This is a genomic window from Dehalococcoidia bacterium (assembly GCA_025054935.1).
Lineage (GTDB): Bacteria > Chloroflexota > Dehalococcoidia > SpSt-223 > SpSt-223 > JANWZD01.
In genome coordinates this window covers 284,203-307,989 of record JANWZD010000001.1, presented here as the reverse complement: position 1 = coordinate 307,989, position 23,787 = coordinate 284,203, and the positions used below count along the sequence as shown (strand labels likewise).

The following is a 23,787-nucleotide window of genomic DNA, read 5'->3' as shown; positions in this document are numbered from 1 at the left end:
GCTCCGCCGATCCAATCAGCTTGACGGCAACGATGGAGGGGCTGATCGTTCGGCGGTCGCTTTGCCGTCGCCGCGCTTCATCTGCCCGCACGCCGGGATCAAGAGCTGTCGCGCCTGTACTGCCGGCAGCACCCGCCCGGAGGCAATGTCTTCGAGCGGCAGCGTGCCGAGCCGTCTTCCCACTTCGTCCGGAACGCTCAGCGATCCCGTGCGGCTGATGCGCCGCGCCATCGCTTGATGGCAGGCGCTCTGACCAGTCGCCCTTCACTCGGCAGCTATCCGCTTGCTGTCGTTCCCGGCCGAGAAAGCGCACCATTTCCTTCTCCGGCAGGCGCGAGTGACGAGGGCGCTGCCTCATCCCGAGTGCAGAGAACGGCGGCGAACTGCGCGATGCGCTGCCTTGACCGAACAGCGCATAACCCGGCAGGATCGCCGCATCCTTCCGCAGGAGAGAGCCGATGATCATCGACGCCCAAGTACATCTCTGGGAAGCCGATCGGCCGGACCGCCCAATGGACCCGAATGCAAAGCCGCACCTCCCTGAGCCGATGACCGCGGAGCGCATGCTCGCCTTGATGGATGAGGCGGGGATCGATCGCGCCGTGATCTCGCCTCTCTATCTGCCCGGCAACGCGCCGGACTACGCGCTCGAAGTGGCAGCGCGGTATCCCGACCGTTTCCGCGTCATGGGGTGGTATCAGCCGTCGGACCCAACGCACTTCGCGAAGCTGGAGCGGTGGCTCGATCAGCCCGGCATGTGCAGCATTCGGCTGTCGCTCAACGAGCCGCACGGCTCGAAGCTGCTTGCTGAGGGAACGCTTGAACCCTTCTGGGCAGCCGCGGAACGGCTGCAGATTCCGGTGGCGGTCTTCCGTCTCGGCGGGATCGCCGAGGTGATGGAGCCGATCCTCGAGCGCTACCCGGATTTCCGGCTGATCGTCGATCACCTGAACATGCCGATTTCGCCCGAGGTGCGCGATGCGCGCATGGCGAGCCTCGAGCGGCTTGCGCGGTTCCCGAACGTGACGGTCAAGGTGTCGGCGCTGCCGCTTTTCTCGCAGGAGCCGCCGCCGTTCGCTGACCTGCAGCCGATGATCCAGCGCGTTCATGCCGCCTTCGGTGCGCAACGGATGATGTGGGGCTCCGACCAGACACAGCAGATCGCGCGCAACAAGTGCACGTACCGCGAGAACTTGGACATCATCCGCGTCGAGGCGGCACGCTGGCTGCCGCCCGGCGATGTTGACTGGATCCTCGGCAAGACTGCGGCTCGTGTCTTCAACTGGCCCGAGCCGTCGGCAGCCTAGGGAATGGGCACGCCTCGGCTCGGGATGCTCTCCGGGACCGAGAGGAGCGCCGCCGAAGCACTCGGCTGCACGGGACTCCGTCCGGGAGCAGTGCCCTGAATGGCGCAAGGGACCGTTCTGCCCCTCACCAGCAGCGCTCTCCCTGCTCCCTGCGCGGAGGGGGTCTGCGCTCCGACAAATTCGCTCGGTGGGAGCACCAGTCCGCTGCCGCGCCGCGCGCAAGGACTGCGCTTAGTGGCCGACCGTCCCCTCTGACGACAGGACGGTCGTAGAGCACCTCCGGACGAGGAAGTTGCCATGGCTGGCCTGAAGACCATCGCCTTGGCGCAACGGATCCCTAAGCGGCCGTGGCGTCGTTGCGCGCCGACGCAGCAGGCGCGGCAATCCCGGCCGCAGCAGGGCCGCTTCTCGTGGGGCGGAGGCGGCTATGGTCGGGATTGCCGCGGCCCTCGCTGCGCTCGGGCCTCGCAATGACGGAGAGCAGGCTGGTATCGAGGCCGCACGACCCCCGGGGGAGGAGCGAAGAGAAACGGCTCGCTCGATGACGGAGAGCAGGCCGGTATCGAGGCCGCACGACCCCCGGGGGAGGAGCGAAGAGAAATGGCTCGCTCGCGATGCCGGGGAGCGGGGTGTCATCGAGGCTGCGCCCCTCAGGCGGGGCAAGAGAAACGGCTTGCTCATACTGACGGGGAGATGGCTGCTGTCGTGCGCCAGAGCGCGGGCAGGGGTTCGCTGCAATCCAGCAGGATGCGGTCAAGCACCGCCGCAAGTGCCGTGCGTGAGAGAGGGCGGGCGGGAGCAGTTGCAATGGGAGAAGGCGGCGCCGCGATGAGCCGCCATGCCGGCCGCGCCGCAGCCTCACCCCGTCGCGCTGCGCCGAAGCCGCGCCACTCAGGCGAGCGTCTGCCTAGTGCGCCAGCTCTCGCGGCGGTACCGTTGCGCACCTTCTGCCGGCGGACGGCGATGGTGCTGCAAGCTGCCGAGGGCGAGGGGCGCGAGCGTGGCGTGCGGGCTTGGCCGCCTTGGGAAAGGCTGCCGGCGCAGGCGGCCAACGGCACCGCACCTTAGTGCCGGTGAAGGAGCACGGCCATTGCAGAGGAAGACCGCGCCGCCGCCTCGCGTCGGCCGGCCCAGGCCGCGAGCACGGTGGTAAGCGGCACCGCGAGGATGACACCGACACTTCCGGCAACCGTCCGAACGACCTCATCGCCGACAAGTTCGCTGTTGAACAAGACCCAATAGGGGAGGTGCGAGGGGTTGAGAACGAAGAAGATGACAACGCCGAGCGCCGTCCCAGAGTAGGCGAGGACGAGGGTGTTGACCAGCGAGACGATATGCTCTCGTCCGACGAGAAAGCCTTCGCGCACCAGTTCCGCAAGGCTCGCTCGCGGCTTCGCCTGCGCGAGCGTGAAGAGGGTCGCTGCCTGCGTCGTAGTGACATCGTTCAGAGCGCCGAGCGTGCCGATCAAGATGCCGCCCAGCAGGAGACCGCGCAAGTTGATCACCGAGGTCGGCCCGATCTGGAGCATGGCGGCATCTTCGCTGCCAAGGCCCGCCAGCCCGGTCAGATGAACGGCGACGATCGCGAGCACTCCTGTCGTCGCGAGCGCAAGGCAAGTCGACACAACCGCCACCGTCGTCTGCTTCGAGATGCCATGCGCAAGGTAGGTGGTGACAACAAGAATCACCGAACAGCCGACGATCGAGATCAGCAGCGGGTCGCGGCCGAGGAGCAGCTGCGGGACGATAAATTGCACGATGATCGTAAACGACACTGCGAGGCCGAAGAGCGAGCCGATCCCTTTCAGCCCTGCGCTCAAGATGATCAGCGCGATAAAGACGGCCACGACGCCGAGAAGCGCCGGCAGACGGTAGTGGTCGGCGACCCGGTAGCTGCCGTTCGGATCCCGAATGAGCACGGCCGTCTGTCCAGCCGAAAACTGCTGCTCCGCCGTGATTTTGATCTGCCCGCCATACTCGACAAGCACCTCTCGGCCGCGATCCGGTCCGTCAAGGAGGCCGACCCGAAGAAGCTGGTAGCGGCTGCTCGTCCCAAAGACATCGCGCATCCCCTGCTCGACAACCGCCAGAACTTCGCCTCGGACATACTGCTCATTCGGCAATGCCTCCGGCGGCAGGCGCAGGTCGGCGAGGGCGCGCCCCGTGTCGACGAAGAGAAGAAGCAGCGGCGCCAGCAGCAGCAGGTAGAGGAGCGGGCGGAGACGACGCATCGCGACGGAATCTAGCAGCCAGCGCCCGCAAGGAACAGCCGTTCAGCTTAGGGCTCGTCCGGCTGCGGGGAAGCGAACTCTCCCCGCTGCCCCGTTCTCGCTCCTCGCGCTCGGGGCACCCTTCCTGACGCGTACTGGAGGAGGAAGTCAGCGAACTCGCGAAGCGCCTCGCGCTGCTCGAGGCTGAGCCGGGCGAGCCGCTGTTCCCAGGCCGGATATTCTCCCTCCCCGAGGATGGGCACGACTGCCTGCGGCGGGATGTCGAGTTCGTCGTCGGTCATCGTCAGTTCCGGTCGCTCGGCCGCGTTAACATGCCCGTCGGAACGACAAGCGGCGGCGAGAGCTGAATAGTGTACTGGATGGTTGCCTGCGCAGAAGGACAGCAGAGCGGGTCCTGCGGCGTGTAGCGGTGGAAGATAACGAGGACCTCCTCGTGCAGCCCGAAGAAGTTGACGGACGGTGCGGAGGGGTCGAGACGGGCGTTCATCGGCTGTGGGGCAAGCGTGCCAGCTAAATACTCCGAAGACGAAATAGTTCTATTCCCAGGCCGGCACATGCCATCAATGCTCGTCTGCGCAGGGATGATCTTAACGCCGTAGCCGGCTTGATAGAGCAGCGCGAGCGACCAGCTGTTCGCCGTCAACTGCCGGTCTTCCGCCGTCTCTGCGTGGCACAGCAAGGCGAGATACGGCGCCGGCCGTTCGGTCGATCTTCCTCCAAGCCGCCGGGAGCGATCGGCTGCGGCGTCGGGAGAGGCATGCCCGGTCGACCCCAGTTTGCGAGCGGCGGCTGGTTGAGCCACCTTCCCTGCTGCACACCCGAAGGAGCAGGCGCTGCCAGCACGAGGGATCCTGCCCCGATTGCTGGGATGGCGACCGGCGCGACGCGGCGCAACGGCAGCACAGTCCCCACTCTCTCGGCATCTCCCTGAAGACCGCCGAGGCGTAGCGTACCGGATACGGGAAGGGGAGGGGATGTCTCGCGCGGACAGAGCGGCGAGAAGGGGCGCGGCGCTTTCGGAAGAGAGCGCACATCTTCTCTGAGGACCGACAGCCGCCTCGTCTCAGCAGGCTGCTTCTCAATTCGGTATCCTCCTGCTCTCTGCCTGATCGCGAGGTGGCTGTGCGCAGTGTCCTCCTTCCCGCTCGCACCTTCGACCGTTCTGCACCAGAAGCGGTCTTCTGGCGCATCCCGCGCGCTGCCGTCTCGCGCCGGGCAAGGCATCAGCGCGCGACTCGGCGCGGCTCCGGGCGAGGGGTCGCATGACCTTGCCTCAGGCCGGCGTTCGAAGTTCTGCGCCTCGTTTCCGCCGCCGCTCGCTCCAACTGATGAGCCTCACCGTCTTTCTCTTTTGGGCATCGCTGTATGTTTACGTACCGATCCTTCCCGTCCACGCAGAGCGGCTCGGGGCATCGTTCGCGGGGGTCGGCGTCGTAGTGGCGGCCTACGGGCTGCCCCAGCTGCTCTTCCGCATTCCCATCGGGCTGTGGTCCGACCGGATAGGGCGCCGGCGTCCCTTCGGTCTCATGGCACTCGTCGCTTGCGCTGTTGGGGCAGCAGGGCTGGCGTTTGCGCCAGACCCGCTGACACTGACAGCGGCGCGTTTTGTTACCGGCATCGCCGCAGCCTTCTGGGTCATTCTTTCGATCCACTACGCGCTCCATTTCCCCCCTCATCAGTCGGTGCTGGCCATGGGGCGCGCCAATGCGCTCAACTCGTTCGCCCAAGTCGGCGCTGCCCTCGCGGGTGGCGCGATCGCCGGGCTGGGGGACCTGCGGCTAGTGTTCCTCGCCGGCCTTGCGCTCGCCATCGTCGGCGTCGGCGCCTATGCGGGGGTTGAGGATCGGCCTGCCGGCAGCGCGGCAGCAGCGCCGTTTTCCCGAAGGGGGCTTCCGGTTGGCGATCTTGCGCGCTATTCGACCATCATGGCTCTGGCAGTCGGGGTCGGCTTCGCGACGACCTTCGGCTTCCTCCCTCTGCTCGCGCGCGATGTCGGCACGCCGACTGAACTGCTAGGCACGCTGGCGGCGGTGCGCGTTCTTGCGCTCGGCATCACGGCGCTCTTCGTCCATCAGGTTGTGGTTCGGCTTGGCCACAACCCTAGCATCGCTCTCGGACTGCTCCTTCTCGGCGTAACGACCGCCCTCTCGGCTCTCGCGCCGGAGCCGGTCTCTTTGATCCTGCTCCAGGTAGTCGGCGGCGTGGGGTTTGGGTTGATCAGCCCGCTGACGATGAGCGGCGCCGTTCAGGCCGCGGCCGCAGGGTCGCGCGCGACGGCGATGGGGGTCTACCAAGCAACCTACAGCGTCGGCATGACCGGAATGCCGCTGGCTGCCGGTCTTCTCGCGAGCGCCTTCGGCCTCCGGAGCGTCTTCTTCGCCTGTGGTGCGCTCTGTCTGTTCGCGATGCTGCTCTGCTTTTCGGGGGCGCGCCGGCCTCGCTAGGGGAGGGCGAGATGCTCAGTGCGCTCTTTCATCGCCGCGCGCAGCTGCTTCACCAGCGCCCGCTGAGTGCGAAGAAGGCGCGACAACCACGGACGAAGCGGCGACCGGCCGATGACTCGCCCTAGCTGCCGCGCTTGTCGGTGCGCCGCCTCGAGCTCGTGCAGCGTCGCGGCAAGGTCGTAATACGTCACCATCCTCGGTTCGATCAGCGTGGCGACGGACGCAGCGCGCGCCGTTGCCGCATCGAGCGTCACGCACTCGTACAGGGCTTCGTACGGGTCAAGGGAAACGCGTGCGTTCATGGCTGACCCCCTCCCGGCCAATAGTAGCCCTCCAACAGATAGACAATAACACGGGGCGGCAAATCTCTGGCAGGCCGTTCGGCCTAGAAGGAGGGTGCCGCTTGGGGGAATTTAGCGGCGCCGTTTCATGAGCACGGTCGACCTCAGGCCCTCGCGCCGGAACCCCTTCGGGATCTCGAGCAAGAGGGTCTGCCAGGTCTCGGGGTTCCGTCCGCACTCGACAACGAGGTAGTGCGCCGCTGCGGGATTGCTCGGCCGGCCGATGTGGTCGGCCCAGCCGATCACTTTCGCCAGCCGCCGCTCACCGTTTTCAAGCCGGAGAACGGCAAACTCTCTTCCGCCAACGATATAGCGATGACCGACGAGGAGTTCAGGATCGCGCACGGTGGAACCCTTTTCCGTTGGAGCGCTGGCATCCGACGCCCAGCACGCGCCATAACGATGGCGTACTCGTTGTCGGCTGTCAAGGCCGCTAGGGGCGCTCTCCGACGGTCACGAGGATCGCCTCAGGCATTCCGTTGCTCCGGATCACCTCGACGGTGACCGTTTGGCCGGGGAGGAGCCGATCGAGAGCGAGCTGAAGGTCTTCCCGGGAGCGCACAGGCATGCCCTCGATCGCGATGATGGTGTCCCCTTCGACAAGGCCTGCCCGGCCGGCCGGTCCCGCCGGGACGAGCGCTTCGATGTACGCGCCGCGCGAGTGGCGAAGGCCGAGCCGGCTTGCGCCTTGGGGGGTGAGGGTCGAGACATACACGCCCAAGAACGGGCGCGCGATCTTCCCGTGCAGCACCAGCAAGTTGGCGATTGTTTGAACGCGATTGCTGGGGATATGGAGAAATTCATTCCACGTTCCCGACGGGTCGTCGCGCCGGCGCATCACGTTCATCCCGACTACGTTCCCCGCCGCGTCGAGCAGCGCCCCGCCGCTGTCGCCGGGATAGAGCTCGATCGACGAGCGGATGAGCTCCCGGTGGACCGAGCCGCTGATCATGATGGTTGACCCATCAAGGCCGAGCACCACCCCCGGCCGTCCCTCGTACGGGCGGTCGAGAAGCGGCGTATGCCCGATGACAACGACCGGCTGTCCCGGGACCAGCGAGGACGAGTCTCCCCACTTTGCGACCGGGAGGTCCGGCGCGCTCACCTGGACCACAGCGACATCCGTGTACCGGTCCATCCCGATCACGACCCCCTCGAGCCGCCGACCGTCGATCAGGTCGACCGTCACCGTGCCGGACGAGCGTTCCACGACGTGGGCGTTGGTGGCAATGTAGCCTCGCCGGTCGAAGATGATGCCGGACCCGACCGATGTCGAGCGCCGCACCCGGCCGAGCGGGTCGGTCTCGAAAACGACGTAAGAGATCCGCACGACGGCCGGCCGCACCGTCGCCGCCGCTTGCTCGAGTTCTGGCCCTTGAGCATGAACAGGCAGGGGAGCAACGAGGACCCCAGTCGCCAGCGCTGCCCCCACCAGCCACTGCGCGAAGCGCCGACCCCAGCTCATTTCGCCCTCTTTTCCTCGTTCAAGCGCTCGGCAGGGCAGCGCCCCGCCGAGCGACCGCTTGCCAACCGCTCCTCGCGACCTCAGGACTGTGCTACCCTTTTGCCGAGGCTCGCGCGCGTGGTACGCCATTGCAGCGGCAAAAGTTTCATCCCCGCGCCTGAGCAGTATAGCAATCGACCGTCTCGTCACGAGTGATTTCGGCATCCGGCCGGGGGAGGAGGAGCCAGTGCGGTTCAGCACGTTCCACGTCGGCCAAGTACGCCCCGGGATCGCTGCCGCCGACGACCTCGCTGATGCCATTGAGAGCGCCGTCCTTGCCGAACAGCTCGGCTTCGAGGTGTGCTGGGTCGCCGAGCATCACTTCACTCCGTACGGCACCTTCGGCTCGCCCACCCCGGTGCTTGCAGCGATGGCGATGCGCACGTCGCGCATTCGTTTGGGCTCGGGCATCGCGATCATGCCCCTGCAACATCCCATCCGTCTCGCCGAGGAATTTGCCCTGATCGACAACCTCAGCCGAGGCCGGCTTATCGCCGGAGTAGGACCCGGGCTCTCGCCGCGCGACTTCCGCGGCTTTGCAGTCTCGCTCGACGAGCGTCGCCAACGCTTTACCGAGGGGGTCGAGCTGATGCGCCTCTGCTGGACGGAGCCGGTGGTCTCCTTCCAGGGGCGCTATTTTCAGGTGGAGGGAGTTTCGGTCTACCCGCGCCCCTTCCAGCATCCTCACCCGCCAATCGTCCACGCGGCCACCAAGCCCGAGTCGCAGGTCCGCGCCGCCCAGCTCGGTCGCCCCATTCTCATCGGACGGCTGGGGGAAGAAGGTGCCTACGAGAGCATCCAACGCTATGTTCAGGCGCGCCGCGCCGCCGGCCACGACGAAGCGACGATCGTCCGGTCGCTCGAGCTGTGCGGCGTTCTTCGCCATATCCTCATCGCCGAAACGAGCGCCGAGGCGTGGCGGATCGCGCGCCGCACCGCCGAGCAGTACCTTTCGGTCGCCGCCGATCTCCAAGTGACGCCGGCACAGCCGCCGCAGCGTCCTGAAACCCCAGAGGAGCTGATCGAGCGCGGCGTTCTCGTCGGCTCGCCAGAGGAAATCGCGGAGCAGATCGACCGCCTCCATGCCCTCGGGGTTCGCCACCTCATCTGCTGGTTCGATTGGGGCGGCCTCGACCGGGAGTTCGTGCGCCATTCGATGCGTCTCTTTGCCGAGCGGGTGATGCCTGAGCACGCACCGCTGACGCCGATTGCCGTTGCAGTCTGATCTCGCTGCTTGGGGCCTTCCACGCGCCGGCCGGTTCGGGCGCGACGCCGTCGTGCTCGCGAGGACATCCAGCACGATGGATGAGGTCTGGGCGCGCGCTGCCGCCGCAGAGGAAGGACTGGTCGTTCTCGCCGAGGAGCAGACGGGCGGCCGCGGTCGCTTTCAGCGGCCGTGGCTCTCGCCGCCGGGCGGCTCGCTCATGCTCTCGGTTTTGATCCGGCCTCCAGCCCCCGTGCTTCCTCTTCTTCCAATGCTGCTTGCTCTCGCGGCCGCCGACGCGATCGAGCACGTCACCGGCCTCCCCGTCCGGCTGAAGTGGCCGAACGACCTGCTCCTCGCGGGCTTGAAGACTGGCGGGATCCTCGTTGAGAGCCGGCTGAGCGGCGACCGCGCCACGGCCGTCGGCGGCGTCGGGATTAATGTCAATTTCGATCCCCGGCGCGTGCCGGGCATCCCAGAGCAGGCGACGAGCCTGTCGCGCGCTGCTGGCCGCCCGATCGAACGGCGCGTGTTGCTCAACGCCCTGCTGGAGCGGCTCGATGCCCATTACGACCGTCTGCTCGCCGGTCACACTCTGGTCCCCGCGTGGCGGGAGCGGCTCGAAACGCTCGGCCAGTCGGTGGAGATCCGCGCCGGCGGCCGCGTGACGCGGGGCCGCGCAGTCGAGGTCGACCAGCTGGGGCGCCTGCTTGTTCAGCTGCCGAACGGCGAGATCGAGGCGTTCGCGGCGGGAGAGGTTACTCTTCAGGTATGACTGCTGGACAATCGCCCTCCTCGTTTCCGCGCCGCACGGTCCGGCTGGAAGCGCTCGTCCACGGCGGAGCGGCCATCGGGCGTGATGAGGGCCGGGTCATCTTTGTCCCGTTTGGTCTGCCGGGCGAGCTCGTCGTCATCGACATCGTTGAAGAGCGGCAGGATTACCTGCGCGGACGGCTGGTGGAGGTCGTGGAACCTTCCCCCGACCGCGTACCTGCCCCGTGCCTTTACTTTGGCGAGTGCGGCGGCTGCCAGTGGCAGCATCTTGCCTATCCTGCTCAGCTGGAGGCGAAACGACGTATCGTCGTCGAACAGCTGGAGCGGATTGGGAAGTTCAGCGCTCCGCCGGTGCGCCCGACTATCGGCTGCACCGACCCGTGGCACTATCGTAACCACGCGCGCTTCTCGGTGCGCCGGTCGGGACATCTCGGTTTTACGCGCAGTGACCATCGGCGTTTCCTCGCCGTTGACTACTGTCTCCTGATGCAGCCGCCGATCAACGCCGTGCTTGCCGAGCTCCAAGGAAAAGCGCTCGGCCGTCGGCTCCATCAGGTTGTCGTGCGGACGGGCGCGCGGACGGGCGACGTGCTGGTAGGGCCGAAGATCGGCGATGGCGAGACGCCTCTCCCTTCCGGTCAGCCTTCGTACCGCGAGACGATGCTCGGCCGGGAATTCGTCGTCTCTCCCTCCTCCTTTTTTCAGGTGAACACGCGTCCTGACCGCCGCGACCTCTCGTCGCTCGTGGCCGACCCCCCTGCCGACGTCAGCCAGGCCGAGCTGCTGGTGCTGCTGGCGCGCGACCGCCTTGGCTTGAGCGGCCGAGAATGGCTTGTCGATGCCTACTGCGGGGTCGGTCTGTTCGCGCTGCTGCTCGCTCCCTACTGCGCAGGAGTGGTCGGCATCGAAGAATCGGCCTCAGCGCTCCGCGACGCACGTCGCAATGGGAGCGACGTTCAGAACGTGATGTTTCTCCAGGCCAAAGTGGAAGACGCGTTGCCGAAGCTGGACGGTCCCCTCGATGCCCTCATCATCGACCCGCCGCGCGCCGGATGCAGACCCGAGGTCTTGCGCGCCATTCTCGCCCGCCGCCCGCCACGGGTCTTCTATGTCTCCTGCGAGCCCGCAACCCTCGCGCGCGATCTGCGCCTCCTAGTGGACGGCGGGTATCGGCTCGAGGAAGTGCAGCCGGTTGACCTCTTCCCGCAGACCTACCATATCGAGACCTGTACGACACTTGTCTGGGAAGGAGCTCGGTAGGATGGCGAAACCCTACCAGCATGCGATTGTTTCCGCTCTTCTCGCAGCGGGAACCTACGCGATCACGCGCCGCCCGCTTGCCGCTGCGGCCGCGCTTGCGGCTGGCACCCTCATCGATGCCGACCACCTCGTGGACTATGCCGTCTGCAAGGTGACCCGCACGCGCGATTGGTTGATCCTCCCCCTCCACGGCTGGGAGTTCGGCGCTCTCGGGGTAGTCGCCGCGCTCCGCTATCCCCTCGTTCTCCCAGCCATGGTCAGCTACCTCGTCCACCTGACAATGGATCATCTGTTCAATGGATTGGGACGCCCCTTTGCATATTCGATCCTCTGGCGAGCTGGTCACCAGTTCCATGTGCCGCGGCTGCAGGTGAAGGTCACTCCCCACTCGTGGGTCGAGGACCCGCCGTGGAAGTGGTTTCATTGAGCTTTGGCGGGCGTCCGGCCGATACTCCCGCTGTTCGGCAGCGCTCCTCAGCCTGCCGGCCGCGCGATTGGCGGATGCAGCAGAAGACGCGCGGGCTTCTTCGGAGCGCCCTGCTCTCATCAGCCGGCAGCGCTTCCGCCCCCTTCTCCGTTATGATGGCGTCGAGGAGGAGCAATGCGGCTGTTGGTGAGCTGGGCGATTATTGCGGTCTCGGTCGCGCTTGCGGCGCTGCTCATCCCCGGCATCACGATCGTCGATACCAACGGCTGGCTGGCAGTGATAGTGATGGCCGCCGTTCTCGGCATCGTCAACGCCGTCATCCGGCCCATTCTGCGGCTGCTCTCCTGCGGGCTGATCATCCTGACGCTCGGGCTCTTCTCGTTGGTGATCAACGCTGCCACCTTCGCCCTCGCCTCGTGGCTCGCCGTCACCCTCTTTGGCGCCGGCTTCTATATCGACGGCTTCTGGTCGGCGTTTTTCGGCGCGCTTATTGTCAGCGTCGTGTCGACAATCTTGGGCGCGCTCTTCCTCGGCAACAGCTGACGCGCAGCGCAAAGAAAACGGCCGCTCGAGCGAGCGGCCGTTCCGGCTGGGGAACGAGGATTCGAACCTCGGCTAACAGATCCAGAGTCTGCTGTCCTACCGCTAGACGATTCCCCACCGCAACCAATGCTACTCTACCACAGCCGTCACCCGTCTGCAACGGGGGCAGAGCGGCGCGCTCGAGTGCGCCGCCGCGGCATACCCACTCGCTCCAGGCGCTCACTGCAGCCAAGCTAACGGCTTGAACCAGCCAAGCAAGCTGTGTAGAGTGGCAGCAAATGCGGGAAGGCCGCCTACCTGCAGAGTACGCGCAGTGCGCCTTCCAACTGCGATGGGAGCGCGAAGACCAGATGCTCGAGCGGCTCGTCGATTTCCTCAATGATCTTGAGGCGAACAACTACTCCCCTGAGACCATCTACAACTATCGCCGCGATCTCGAAGAATTTGACCGCTTTCTTCGCGCCCGTGCGATCGCTTTTGCCGCTGTCGATCGCAAAGTACTGACGAGCTACAAGGCGTATCTCGCTTCGACCCGGCGCGGGCAGCCGGCAGGAGCGGGAAGGCGGCCCAGCGCCGGCAAGCGCCTCTCCGCCCGCTCAATCAATCGGATGCTGAGCAGCCTGCGGTCGTACCTGCGGTTTCTGATCGAGGCGGGGGAGACGCCGCCCGTTCCGCCGGATGCAGTCAAGCTGGTCAAGGCGGAGAAGCGGGAATCGCAAGTCGCGGAGCTGCCCGATCTGGTGCGGCTGATCGAGGCGCCGACTGCGCTCGAGCACGACCCAAAGGTGGCGCTGCGCAATCGCGCTGTGCTCGAGGTGCTGTTCGCGACCGGCATGCGGATCTCGGAACTGGTCGCTCTCGACCGCCACCAAGTGGACGACCGCGGCCGCATTTACATCCTCGGGAAAGGCAAAAAGCGCCGCTTCGTCTACCTGACGCCCCGAGCGCAGCACCATCTGCGGGCCTATTTCGCGACGCGCACCGACGACCTGCCGGCGGTGTTTGTTCCCTACCGCGGCGGGCGCAACGGGGAAAAGGGGGAGCGGCTGTCGGCAAACTACATCCAATCGAAGATCAAGGAATACCGCGAGAAGCTCGGCATTCCGGTGCCGACCACGGCGCATTCGCTCCGTCACGGCTTTGCGACCTATCTCGCCGAGGAGGGGGCGAACCCGGCGGCGATCCAAATCCTGCTCGGCCATGAGTCGCTGAGCACCACCAACCGCTACGTCCACGCCTCTGACCAGTTTGCTGAATATACCCACCGCAAATATCACCCCTTGCCCTCGGCCATGGAAGAGGGAGCGCACGCGCGCACCGGCTAGGCCGCGCAAGAGGCGTCTCCCGCCTCAGACGCCGTCGGCGACCGGCCTCGCACGAACGCTCCGTGCTTCTGCGGCGAGCGCCGGCGGGAGAAACGGGCAACGCCCATCAACTTCCGTATACTGAGGACGAACCGGTGTATACACTGGATCGGGTCAGGTTGGAGGTTCGATGCGGTCACTTCCGTTCGCCGGAGCAGCTTGCTTTCTCCTTGGAACTGTGCTCGCCTGCGCTCCCGCCGCTTCTCCCACCCCCTCAACTGGCGCCGCCACGCAGCCGACGCTCCAGCTCGCCGCGGACCAATCGATCAGCGTCGGGGTCCACAACATTTTTGCCACCATGGACCCGATGACCACGCTCGGGACAAACCCCAACCGCTACGGGGTGTACGAATCGCTGATCGGGCAGGATGACGATGGCAAGCTGATCCCGCAGCTCGCGCTCGAGTGGCGGCAGCTCGACGAGACGACCTGGCAGTTCAAACTGGCGACAAACCATCGGTGGCACGACGGCACGCCGGTAACGGCGGACGACGTCGTCTTTACCTACGCTCGGGCGCTTGATCCTGCGCGACGGTCACCGATCGTCAGCCGAATGGGGCGGATCAGCGGCGCGACGAGGGTCGACCAGCATACGGTCAACGTCACGGTCGCCGAGCCTGACCCGCTGCTGCTGGTGCGCGTGCGGATGGTGCCGATCCTGCCCAAGGCCTATATCGAGCGGGTCGGCGACGCCGAGTTTGAAGCAAAGCCGATTGGCTCGGGCCCCTTCAAGGTCGTCTTCTGGAAGCCGCAGGATCGCATCACCATCGAACGCAACCCCGACCACCCTACTGTCAAGCCGACCCTCGAGCGCATCACCGTCCGCTATATTCCCGAGGCATCGGCTCGGCTCGCTGGTCTCCGCTCGGGCGAGCTTGACGCCATCAACCAAACCCCCGTCGACCAAGTAGACGCCCTTCGCGCCGCCGGCTTTGTCATCGTTCCCTTCAACACCGGCTCAAGCTGGGGCGCGTGGATGGACAGCATCATCGAAGGCTCCCCTACCCGCGATAAGCGCGTCCGGCAAGCCATCAACTACGCCATCGACAAAGAGGCGATCGCGCGGGTGATCTTCAAGGGACTGACTATCCCCGACCAGGGCCAAGTGATTCAGCGGGAGACGTTCGGGTTCAACCCAAACCTGAAGCCGTATCCCTACGACCCGGCGAAGGCGCGGCAGCTGCTCGCTGAAGCAGGCTACCCCAACGGCTTCACCATCCGCATGGATGCCTATCTGTTCAACGCGGAGATGCATCAAGTCTATCCCTTCATCCAAGCGCAGCTGCGCGAGGTCGGGATCGAAACCCAGATCACGCAATATTCGGACTCGGGGTCGAACTCCGACCGCTTCTTCGGCCGGGTGGCACGGGCGCCAATTACGGGGGTCTCCTTGACCAACTTGCCGGCTCTCGACGCCGACTTCGCTCTTACTTGGTTCAGTCCTTCCCAGCAGACCGGCGGCGCGCGCCGCTACGACAACATGGAGTTCGACCGGCTGTTCACCGCCTCTCAGCGCGAGATGGACCCGAAGAAGCGCGAGAAACTGCTTCAGGACGCCGTTGCCGTGATGCATGAGGACCCGCCGTATCTCTTCCTCGTTCAGGGGACGATCGTCTGGGCGCACAGCCCGAAGCTGGACAACTTCAACCGGCGGGCCGACGGCGACCCGCCCTACTACAAGATCCGCAAGCTTGCCTGACCGCGGCGTGGTATACTCCCCCAGCCGCTCCCATCGTCTAGGGGCCTAGGACACCACCCTTTCAAGGTGGGTACAGGGGTTCGAATCCCCTTGGGAGCACTGCCGGGAGGGCGAACGAAGGGGCCGGCCCATCTGGGTCGGCCCCGTTTCGCTCGGTAGGCCATGCGGCGTCTCCGGACCGTCCGGCGTCGCAGGAAGGTTAGGGCAAGGGGAGCGCGATCGCGTCGCGCCCATCCGGCGCGCGAAGGCGCTCCCCGGTCTCCCCGTCATACAGCCCCACGAGCAGGCCGACCGCTCCGCGCGCAAGGGGAATGAGCCGCCGATCGATCCGTTCGCGCGCCGCCGGCGTCGTCGGGCGCAGCGGCCCATCGCTCTGGGCGAGCAGTTGGCCCTCCTCGCCGATAAGGTGCGCAAAAAGGCGGAGGTCGCGCGGCCCCGCTTCTCCAATCGCCCAGCGCGTCGACACGACCACGCTCGGAGGCACCACGTCCTCCTTCTCCAGCCGGGTTACGGAAGAGCCGAGCAGCGCATGGCCGCCGAGATGAGCCGTCATCGGCTGCCACGGCTGCAAGACCGGCAAGAAGAACGTGCTGTGCGAGCCGGGCCGCAGGGCGGCGAAGACGCCAACCGGCGCCAGTTCGACGGCAAGCCGCTCAAGCGTGGGAGGATCGGCTCCGAGCACCCGCCAGAAAGGCCGCTCGGCGAGGGCATGGGACGCCAGCATGCCGGCGACCGGCCGGAGGATGGGCACGGACGTATAGGGGGTGAGCTGGCGGAAGCGCTCCTCGGAGGCGGCGAGAAGGCCGCCAGAGCGCGGGGTGTCGGTAAGGCTCGTCCAGAGCGGGTCGTCGGGCTCGAGCCAGAGCGTCCGGTAGTGCGCGAGCGCCAAGACGATGAGCGGAAGGAGCGCAGCCGGCGCGAGCGCGAGCGCGGAGGCGGCGGCGGAGGCCAGCCGCGGCCGCGGTGGGAGGGGAAGCCCGATGGCGAGGAGTTCGACGACGAGCGCGCCGAGCGCGGCCGTCCGCCAGACGACCGCAACCGCCAACGGCCACGCCTCCCCATCGAGGAGCAGAAGCGCGAACGGATATTCCAAGCTGTTCGCCGCTGCCAGCGTGACGGCGTAGACCAGCGCCCGCCGAGCAGGAAGGAGGAGAAAGACGAGTCCAAGCGGGTAGACAATGAATTGCGGGCTCCAGCCCTTCGAGATCGTCAGCAGGCCGAGCAGGGCAGCGGCGGCGAGAGCAAGCGCGCGCCGCGGCGCAAGGGGACGGCGAGCGCGCAGCAGCAGGAGGAGATAGCCTCCCGCGCTGGCGACCGCCACCGGGAGCCATGGCACTGCGGAAGGCCGCGCCGTCGCCGCAACCGTCGCCGGATCGGTCCGGGCGCGAGGAGGCACCAGTTCGCCGCCGCGGTAGTACCCGTCGGCGAGCGCCCAGACCGTCTCCCACGATCCCCGGGTCGTCAGACTGGCTGCGGAGGCCAAGGCAAGACGCGGGTTGACAGCAACGACTGGAAGCAGGATGACGATCAGGGTCGCTCCGAACGCTGCGAGCAGGCGAACGGCGCTGCGGCGGCCTACTGCCAGCATCAGCGCCGGCACGACGGCCGCCGGCAGCACCTTGGTCGCGGCGCCGAGCCCCGTCCACACCCCGGCGCGCCCAGGCCGGCCAGTGAGGGCCGCCGCGAGACCAAGCAGCGTGAACGCGAGCACCATCCCATCGAACCCGGCGGTCCAGAAGAACAGCGCCGGGAACGACAGCACGTATGCCCAGCTTGCTGTCGCGGCGCCTGCGGGCGCATCGGCTCGCGCGGCGATCCGGCGCGCAGCAAGAAGCGCCGCGATCTCTGCCGGAAAGGTGAGCAGGCCGAGCGCGAGGTTAAACCACGCCCGCTCCTCTGGCAGCGCCGGGAAACGCTGCGCGATCTGATAGGCAACAACGACGAGCGAGGGGAAGACCGGCGGATGCTCCATCCAAAAATCCCGAAACGGGAGCAGGCCCTCGTCGGCCAGCCGCGCCCAGCCAAGGAAGAAATTGAAGTCGTTCCATTCGCCGAAATAGCCGAACGGCCGCAAGAGTAGGAGCGCGCCAAGCCGCAGCGTAACGAAGGCGATCCCCTGCGCTGCGGCGCCGCCGTCGTCCGTCAGACCAGCAGCCCGCCGCGACGCTATCACGAGGGCACCTGCAATGCCGCTTGCGGTGCCGAGCAGCGTCGGGAGCGCGCGCTCCCCGACCGCGGCGGCGAGCCAGACTGTGCCGGCGAGCCCCAGGACCGCCGAAAGGAGCGCCGCCGGAACAAGCCGGAGCGTCAGAAGAGCAAGGGCGGCAAGGATCAAGAGGATCTCAGGACCGGCAAGCGGACCGACCAGACCGCCGGCAGCGACGAGGAGCGCCGTCCCTTCGGCGAGGCCGAGACGCATGCGCCGCGCTGCGAGCCCCGCGAGCAGCACCAAGCCGATCGCGAGCAGCCACTCGCCTCCGGGTGTCGGCGCGAGCGCGGGGTCGAGGCGGCGCTCGGTCGCCGTGAAGAGGGGCGCGCCTCCTGTCGCAATCGTGGCTGCCGCGGAGGCCCAAGCGTGGCCGCGTGCCACCGCTGCTGCGCCCACTGCTCCGAGCAGGGGGGCAGCCGCGAGGAACGTAAGGAGCCGGCGCTGGACGAGCACTCCCCAGGCGAGATGGACGAGCAGCAACAGCGGGCCGACCGCGAACGGCGAGACCGTCGCGAGGAGCGTCGCAGCACGCCGATGGGATGCGCCCTCCAGCGCAACCCACCCCAAGACGAAAGCCAGCAGCAGCGGCCCGTCGCTTGCGATGGCGGAGGCGAGGAGGCCGAGCGAAGCGCCGAGCACGGCGAGCCGGATCGGCGAGAGGAGGCGGCCGGCAAGCGCGAGCGCAGCGAGGCCGCCCGCAAGACCTGCGAGTCCGTCGAAGAGCGCGAAGAACAGCCGCCAGTCGTGCCACGGGGGAAGCAGCAGGCTGGCGCGATAGGCAAGCCACGACCAGCCGGCCATGACCGGCGGCCGCTCCACCCACAGGTCCCGGTAGGGGATGAAGCCGGCGTCGGTCAGCGCAAGCCAATTCAGGTCGAGCAGGCGCGCTTCACTGTCGGTAAGGTAGCCCCCGAGCTTGTACAGCAGCAGCGACAGGATGAGCAGAAGCGCGCTCAGAACAAGAACGACCCGGCGGTCGGGGTGCTGGTCCACGAGGGGAGTTCTATAGCAGATGGCCGAGAGATCGGGCGTGATCTACGATAGACCTGACAGACGGCGGCGCGAGGCCGACACCTCCCTGCTTCCCCGCAACGCTGCGACAAGACAGGAGATGATGATGCAGACCCACCGCGACCCGTTCGGCGCTCGAGCAACCCTCGATGCCGGCGGGCAGACCGTGTCGTTCTATCGTCTCGAAGCGCTCGAGCAGGCCGGCTTGACAAACCTCGACCGGCTTCCTTTCACCGTCCGGATCCTCCTCGAAAATCTGCTGCGCCACGCTGACGGCGGCTTGGCGACGCCGGAGCAGGTGGCGGCGATGGCGGCGTGGGGGAAGGAGCCAGCCTCCGACCGGGAGTTCCCTTTTCTCCCGGGCCGGGTCATTCTGCAGGACTTCACCGGCGTGCCGGTCGTTGTCTCGCTGGCATCGATGCGTTCGGCGCTCGCCCGTCTCGGCGGGGATCCCCAGTGGGTCAATCCGCTAATGCCGGTCGACCTCGTCATCGACCACTCCGTCCAAGTTGACCGCTTCGGGACACGCGATGCCTACCAGTACAACGTCGAGAAAGAGTACGAACGGAACGGCGAACGCTACGCCCTCCTCCGCTGGGCTCAGCAGGCGTTCCGCAATTTCCGCGTCGTTCCTCCCGGTGCCGGCATCGTCCACCAAGTCAATCTTGAGTACCTGGCAAAAGTCGTCTCCGTCAACGAGCACGGCGTGGCCTATCCCGATACTCTCGTCGGCACCGACTCCCACACGACGATGATCAACGGGCTTGGCGTGCTCGGCTGGGGGGTCGGGGGCATCGAAGCGGAGGCAGCGATGCTCGGGCAGCCGCTCTATCTGCTCCCTCCCGTCGTGGTCGGCTTCCGCTTCCGCGGCCAACTGCGCGAAGGAGTGACCGCGACCGATCTCGTCCTGACCGTCACCCAGATGCTGCGCCGCCACGGCGTGGTTGACAAGTTCGTCGAGTACTACGGCCCCGGGCTGAGCACACTCTCGCTTGCGGACCGTGCGACGATCGCCAATATGGCGCCCGAATACGGCGCGACGGCTGGGCTTTTCCCGGTTGACGAGGAAACCTTGCGCTACTTGCGCATGACCGGCCGGAGCGACGAGCACGTCCAGCTCGTCGAGCGCTACTGCAAAGAACAGCGGCTGTTTCGAACCGACACCCAGCCCGAGCCGGAATACAGCGAGACGCTTGAACTCGACCTATCGACCGTCGAGCCGTCGATCGCCGGTCCCCGCCGGCCGCAAGATCGGCTGACGCTCCGCGAGGTGAAGCGCAATTTCCATGCCGTCTTTCCGCAGGTCGATAAGCAGCAGACGGGCTCGGGCAATGTCGCGGTCGCTCAGAAGACGGCGGTCGATCACGGGAGTGTCGTCATTGCTGCTATCACAAGCTGCACGAACACGTCCAACCCCTCGGTTATGCTCGGAGCCGGGCTGCTCGCTAAGAAGGCAGTTGAGCGCGGGCTGCGCGTTCCTTCCACGGTCAAAACAAGCCTCTCGCCCGGTTCCCAAGTCGTGATGGACTATCTCGACAATGCCGGCTTGACGCCGTACCTCGAGCAGCTAGGGTTCGCGCTCACCGGGTTCGGCTGCATGACCTGCATCGGCAACAGCGGTCCGCTGCCGGACGACGTCGCGGGGGAGATCCAAGCCCGCGACCTTGTCGTCGCGGCCGTCCTGAGCGGGAACCGGAACTTTGAGGGCCGCATTCACCCCCTCGTCCGTGCTGCCTACCTCGCCTCGCCGCCCCTCGTTGTCGCGTATGCGCTCGCCGGCACCGTCGACCGCGACCTGACGAGTGAGCCAGTTGGCCTCGACCCCGCTGGCCAGCCAGTGATGCTGGCCGATATTTGGCCGTCTCCACGGGAGATCGCGGACGCGATCGCTGCTCACGTCCGGCCCGAAGACTTTCGGAAGCGGTACAGCGCTATTTTCGCGGGCGATGAGCGCTGGCGCAGCCTGCCGGTGCCGGCAGGCGCGCTCATGGCGTGGGATCCCCGCTCCACCTACGTTCGGGAGGCGCCGTTCTTCACGAACTTCAGCCTCGACCCGCCGCCGCTGCAGAACATCATCGGCGCGCGGGCACTCGTCGTGGTGGGCGACTCGGTCACGACCGACCATATTTCGCCCGCCGGCGCGATCGAGCGGACGAGCCCGGCCGGGCGCTATCTCATCGAGCAGGGCGTTGACCCTGCAGACTTCAACAGCTATGGCGCCCGGCGAGGGAACCACGAAGTGATGATGCGGGGGACTTTCGCCAACGTCCGCCTCCGCAATGCCCTTGCCGACGGCAGGGAGGGCAACTTCACGACCTACCTGCCCACCGGCGAGGTGATGAGCATTTACGAGGCGGCGATGCGCTACGCGGCGGCTGGCATCCCCCTCATCGTGATCGGCGGGAAAGAGTACGGATCCGGGTCCTCTCGCGACTGGGCAGCAAAAGGGCCGGCACTGCTGGGCGTCCGGGCGGTGCTCGCCGAGAGTTTCGAGCGTATCCACCGCTCCAACCTGGTCGGGATGGGGGTCCTGCCTCTGCAGTTTCTCCCTGGCCAGAACCTGAGCGCGCTTGGGCTCACCGGCCGCGAGACCTTCTCCATTGAAGGCATCAGCGATGGCATTGCTCCGCGCGAAACGGTGACCGTTCGCGCCGTTCGCGCGGACGGCAGCGAGGTGGCGTTCTCGGCGATCGCCCGGATCGATAATCAGGTCGAGGTGGAGTACTACCGCCACGGCGGGATCTTGCCGATGGTGCTCCGCCAGATGATCCGCGCCAATCAGCCCGAGCGCGCGCCCGGCGCCTCGTGACGCAGGCGGGCGTCGGCCAGCAGCAGCGCGAGCGCCGTCGGGCCGCAGCGGATTGTGCCGGCTCGGACCAGACGGACCGCTTCCTCGAGCGGCACCCAGAACGGCTCGAGGTGCTCACCTTCCTCGGCACGGCCTATCCCGGCGCGGAGATCGCGCGCGAGAAACAGATGCGCAAGCTCGTTCGACACGCCGTCGGACGTATAAAACTGGCCGAGCGGCTCGAGCCGGCCGGCACGCAGGCCAGTCTCCTCTTCGAGTTCGCGCGCTGCGCACGCGGCGGGGGTCTCGCCCGGGTCAATACCGCCGGCCGGCACTTCGATCGCCCACTCGCCGATGGCGTGGCGATACTGTCGCAGCAGAAGCACTTGCCCCGCTTCATCGACCGGGACGACGACCGCGCAGCCGGGATGCTCCACAACATCAACCTCGCGGAGGCTGCCGTCCGCGAGGGCAACAAGGTCGCGCCGCACGCGCACTTTGCGGCCGCGGTACGCCGGCGTAGAAGAGAGCGTCCGAGGGAGTGGGCGGAAGTCGCTCATTCCACTCCCGCGCCTCCGAGGTCGAACCGCTTCTCCCCGGCGCGGATGGCGACAGGAAGACGGTTTTCGGCGGGAGGAAGAGGGCAGCTCCACTCGTCGTTGTAAGCGCAGTAGGGGTTATACGCCCGATTGAAGTCGAGCAGGTAGCTGCCATCTCCCCGGTCGAGCAGTTCAAGATAGCGCCCGCCGCCGTAGGTCTCGCTGCCGTTGGTGGTGTCGGCGAACGGCACAAACAGGGTGGGGTCATCGGGGTCGGCCCGATAGACCGTCAGCCGGCACGCCACGCCTTGCCAGACAAACCGGACCTCCCCCCAGCGGAGATACTCCATCACCTGCCCGGCGTTTGTTACCAGCGGCACCGCCGGATGGTCGGCGAACTCCTCCACGTGGACGGTCAGCACTGCGGAAGGATCGACGGGGTAGTAGCGAAGGCCCGCAAAGCGCTCCCGCTGCTCCGGTCGGAGCGGCGACCCCGGATCGTAGCGGAAGAGGCGGTCGCGCTCTGCCCGGAGCGCTTCGAGCGGCTCCCCGTCCTCGGCTGCGCGCACAGGGTCGCGCAGCGGAGCAGCGGGGAGAGCGCGAGGAGCGCGCAGCCAGAGCCCGATGCCGATGGCGCCGAGGAGGATCGCTGCGCCGACCCAGATGGCCGTCGGGACGAGGAGGCCGATCGGGCTGAGGAGAAACGCCGCCAGCGCAGCAAGAAGGAACAGCGAGGAGAGCGCGCGTACCCGCATGGCCTCAGTATAGGAGCTAGCGCGCGAGCAGCGCGCCCACCGCGCCAAGCGCGGTCGCGAGCCCGAGCAGCTGGAGGGGCGTCGTTCCCGTTGCCGTCCCGATGACGATCGCCGCGCCGCCCGCGCCGAAAATCGCCCACGGATGCCAGCGCCGCCACCACCGACGGCGCGGCGGCGTGACATCGAGGTCGAACGGCGCGTCGGCTGACGAGAAGCGGACTGCGCTCTGGCCAAGCGCGCCGTCAGCAGGCGGCGAGACGGGAGCGAGGGCGTACTGCACGGTCACATCGCCGCCCGGCTCAATGGCTATCTGTTGGGGAAGGTAGCCGTCCGCCTCGATCGTGATGCGGTGCGCGCCGCGGTCGCGGTCAACGACGACGAGCGGCGTGACCCCTGCCTCGCGACCGTCCCAGCAGACCCGCGCCCCCAGCGGCATACCGATGATCCGGATCGAGCGGGGTGCAGCCGGCGCTTCTCCAGTCACCGTCGCCGGTTCCTCGCCGCCGGACGCCGGTTGCGCAGGCGCGTCGGCACTCGACAACGTCTCGTGCGGAGGCGAACTCGGAACCAGCTCGCGGCCGACACGCCACGCCTCGATCGCCTCCAGCAGGGTGTCGCGGGCAGCGTCAACGCTCTCAAAGCTCGCAGGCTGCCCCGAGACGAGACGGCTCAGCACGTCGACGAGCGCGCCGCCGTGATGAAGCTGCTGACGCGCTGCCCGAGGGTCAAACCGCTCCCCGAGGCCGAGCGCAAGTGCCAGCACCGTGCCGGCATGGCGAAGCTCGGCAGCGAGGGCGAGGTCGTCCTCCTCTGCTGCGGCAAGTCCGGCATCGACCACCACCGCTTCATTGTCGGTGTCGTTGTCACCGCTGAGGATGATGTTTCGTGCCGAGAGCGCGCCGTGCCGCAGACCAGCGCGCTCCAGGGCCGAGATCGCCTCCAGCAGCGTGCCGGCCAGCTGAGCGAAGGCAGGGGGGCTGAGCGGACCGCGCTGAGCGACAACCGCCGCCAGCGGCGCACCCTCCACCCACGCCCGGACAGCGAGCGACCAGTCGCCCTGTTCATCAAAAGAGAGAAGCGGCGCAATCGCCGGCGTGACGACTGCACTGAGACGCCCTGCGCGCTCGCGAACCCGCCGCCGGATCGCCTCATCGACCGTCGGTCCATACAGCCGAAGCGCCACCGCCTTTTGGCGCAGGAGGTCGAAAGCGCGGACCGTTCCTCCCGCTGCGGCGGTGGCGTGAAGCAGCCGGTAGCGGCCGCGAAGCACGGTCCCGGCGTCTAATCCCGTCAGCGTATCTGGTTCGACAATCATGGCGGCATCATACCGCAGCGGCGGACGCGGCCGAAGAAGATACCCGCGGCCGACACGCATTTTTCCCTCGGG

Annotated in this window: 20 protein-coding genes and 2 tRNA genes; 11 read left to right on the top strand and 11 right to left on the bottom strand. The window is 67.1% G+C overall.

Features of this window, described 5'->3' with window-relative positions:
* The first annotated feature begins 458 nt into the window (after nt 1–458).
* On the top strand, nt 459–1,307 hold the full coding sequence (locus NZ773_01345) for an amidohydrolase (GenBank protein ID MCS6800575.1): 849 nt from the start codon (nt 459–461) through the stop codon (nt 1,305–1,307).
* 1,064 nt (nt 1,308–2,371) lie between these two features.
* Here the strand turns inward: NZ773_01345 and NZ773_01340 are convergent.
* From NZ773_01340 to NZ773_01330, 3 genes are read right to left on the bottom strand one after another with little or no spacing between them, the layout of a single operon-like run.
* On the bottom strand, nt 2,372–3,538 hold the full coding sequence (locus NZ773_01340) for a YibE/F family protein (GenBank protein MCS6800574.1): 1,167 nt from the start codon (nt 3,536–3,538) through the stop codon (nt 2,372–2,374).
* 47 nt (nt 3,539–3,585) lie between these two features.
* Entirely contained in the window at nt 3,586–3,819 is a 234-nt protein-coding gene (locus NZ773_01335; protein MCS6800573.1) for a hypothetical protein, read from the bottom strand.
* Nucleotides 3,820–3,821: 2 nt separating this feature from the next.
* Entirely contained in the window at nt 3,822–4,340 is a 519-nt protein-coding gene (locus NZ773_01330; GenBank protein ID MCS6800572.1) for an LppP/LprE family lipoprotein, read from the bottom strand.
* Nucleotides 4,341–4,800: 460 nt separating this feature from the next.
* Between NZ773_01330 and NZ773_01325 the strand changes: the two genes are divergently transcribed.
* Complete coding sequence (locus NZ773_01325; protein ID MCS6800571.1) at nt 4,801–5,982, top strand: MFS transporter; 1,182 nt, start codon at nt 4,801–4,803, stop codon at nt 5,980–5,982.
* Here the strand turns inward: NZ773_01325 and NZ773_01320 are convergent.
* The 3 genes from NZ773_01320 to NZ773_01310 form a co-directional block, all read right to left on the bottom strand.
* Complete coding sequence (locus NZ773_01320; protein ID MCS6800570.1) at nt 5,979–6,284, bottom strand: hypothetical protein; 306 nt, start codon at nt 6,282–6,284, stop codon at nt 5,979–5,981. The two genes, NZ773_01325 and NZ773_01320, sit on opposite strands and share 4 nt — an antisense overlap.
* A 111-nt stretch (nt 6,285–6,395) precedes the next feature.
* Nucleotides 6,396–6,668: a hypothetical protein gene (locus tag NZ773_01315; protein ID MCS6800569.1), complete on the bottom strand. Its 273-nt coding sequence runs from the start codon at nt 6,666–6,668 to the stop codon at nt 6,396–6,398.
* 88 nt (nt 6,669–6,756) lie between these two features.
* Nucleotides 6,757–7,788 (bottom strand): S1C family serine protease, encoded by a 1,032-nt coding sequence (locus NZ773_01310; GenBank protein MCS6800568.1) that lies wholly within the window; start codon nt 7,786–7,788, stop codon nt 6,757–6,759.
* Nucleotides 7,789–8,014: 226 nt separating this feature from the next.
* Between NZ773_01310 and NZ773_01305 the strand changes: the two genes are divergently transcribed.
* The 5 genes from NZ773_01305 to NZ773_01285 all read left to right on the top strand — a co-directional run bounded on the left by NZ773_01305 (nt 8,015) and on the right by NZ773_01285 (nt 12,035).
* Nucleotides 8,015–9,052 (top strand): LLM class flavin-dependent oxidoreductase, encoded by a 1,038-nt coding sequence (locus NZ773_01305; GenBank protein MCS6800567.1) that lies wholly within the window; start codon nt 8,015–8,017, stop codon nt 9,050–9,052.
* Between the two features lie 52 nt (nt 9,053–9,104).
* A complete protein-coding gene (locus NZ773_01300; protein MCS6800566.1) occupies nt 9,105–9,806 on the top strand; it encodes a biotin--[acetyl-CoA-carboxylase] ligase in 702 nt (233 codons plus the stop codon).
* A complete protein-coding gene (locus NZ773_01295) occupies nt 9,803–11,065 on the top strand; it encodes a class I SAM-dependent RNA methyltransferase (GenBank protein ID MCS6800565.1) in 1,263 nt (420 codons plus the stop codon). The genes NZ773_01300 and NZ773_01295 overlap by 4 nt, the downstream gene beginning before the upstream one ends.
* Before the next feature lies 1 nt (nt 11,066).
* Complete coding sequence (locus NZ773_01290) at nt 11,067–11,492, top strand: hypothetical protein (GenBank protein ID MCS6800564.1); 426 nt, start codon at nt 11,067–11,069, stop codon at nt 11,490–11,492.
* A 174-nt stretch (nt 11,493–11,666) separates the two neighbouring features.
* The gene (locus tag NZ773_01285) at nt 11,667–12,035 is read left to right on the top strand and encodes a phage holin family protein (protein ID MCS6800563.1); all 369 of its coding nucleotides are present in this window, start codon (nt 11,667–11,669) and stop codon (nt 12,033–12,035) included.
* Nucleotides 12,036–12,081: 46 nt separating this feature from the next.
* Here NZ773_01285 and NZ773_01280 read toward each other — a convergent pair.
* Nucleotides 12,082–12,152 (bottom strand) — tRNA-Gln (locus tag NZ773_01280).
* A gap of 233 nt (nt 12,153–12,385) precedes the next feature.
* On the opposite strand from NZ773_01280, the gene NZ773_01275 reads away from it, so the two are divergent.
* The 3 genes from NZ773_01275 to NZ773_01265 all read left to right on the top strand — a co-directional run bounded on the left by NZ773_01275 (nt 12,386) and on the right by NZ773_01265 (nt 15,197).
* Nucleotides 12,386–13,360, top strand: coding sequence for a tyrosine-type recombinase/integrase (locus NZ773_01275; GenBank protein ID MCS6800562.1), 975 nt, complete (start codon nt 12,386–12,388; stop codon nt 13,358–13,360).
* A gap of 169 nt (nt 13,361–13,529) precedes the next feature.
* Nucleotides 13,530–15,098: an ABC transporter substrate-binding protein gene (locus NZ773_01270; protein ID MCS6800561.1), complete on the top strand. Its 1,569-nt coding sequence runs from the start codon at nt 13,530–13,532 to the stop codon at nt 15,096–15,098.
* Between the two features lie 26 nt (nt 15,099–15,124).
* A tRNA-Glu gene (locus NZ773_01265) sits at nt 15,125–15,197 on the top strand.
* A 100-nt stretch (nt 15,198–15,297) separates the two neighbouring features.
* On the opposite strand, the gene NZ773_01260 is transcribed toward NZ773_01265, so the two are convergent.
* Nucleotides 15,298–18,300: a hypothetical protein gene (locus NZ773_01260; protein MCS6800560.1), complete on the bottom strand. Its 3,003-nt coding sequence runs from the start codon at nt 18,298–18,300 to the stop codon at nt 15,298–15,300.
* A gap of 124 nt (nt 18,301–18,424) precedes the next feature.
* Between NZ773_01260 and acnA the strand changes: the two genes are divergently transcribed.
* A complete protein-coding gene (gene acnA, locus NZ773_01255; protein ID MCS6800559.1) occupies nt 18,425–21,127 on the top strand; it encodes an aconitate hydratase AcnA in 2,703 nt (900 codons plus the stop codon).
* On the opposite strand, the gene NZ773_01250 is transcribed toward acnA, so the two are convergent.
* From NZ773_01250 to NZ773_01240, 3 genes are read right to left on the bottom strand one after another with little or no spacing between them, the layout of a single operon-like run.
* The gene (locus NZ773_01250; GenBank protein MCS6800558.1) at nt 21,097–21,666 is read right to left on the bottom strand and encodes an NUDIX hydrolase; all 570 of its coding nucleotides are present in this window, start codon (nt 21,664–21,666) and stop codon (nt 21,097–21,099) included. The two genes, acnA and NZ773_01250, sit on opposite strands and share 31 nt — an antisense overlap.
* Entirely contained in the window at nt 21,663–22,400 is a 738-nt protein-coding gene (locus NZ773_01245; GenBank protein ID MCS6800557.1) for a DUF1684 domain-containing protein, read from the bottom strand. The genes NZ773_01250 and NZ773_01245 overlap by 4 nt, the downstream gene beginning before the upstream one ends.
* Nucleotides 22,401–22,416: 16 nt before the next feature.
* Nucleotides 22,417–23,715: a PEGA domain-containing protein gene (locus tag NZ773_01240; protein ID MCS6800556.1), complete on the bottom strand. Its 1,299-nt coding sequence runs from the start codon at nt 23,713–23,715 to the stop codon at nt 22,417–22,419.
* Nucleotides 23,716–23,787: the final 72 nt, after the last annotated feature.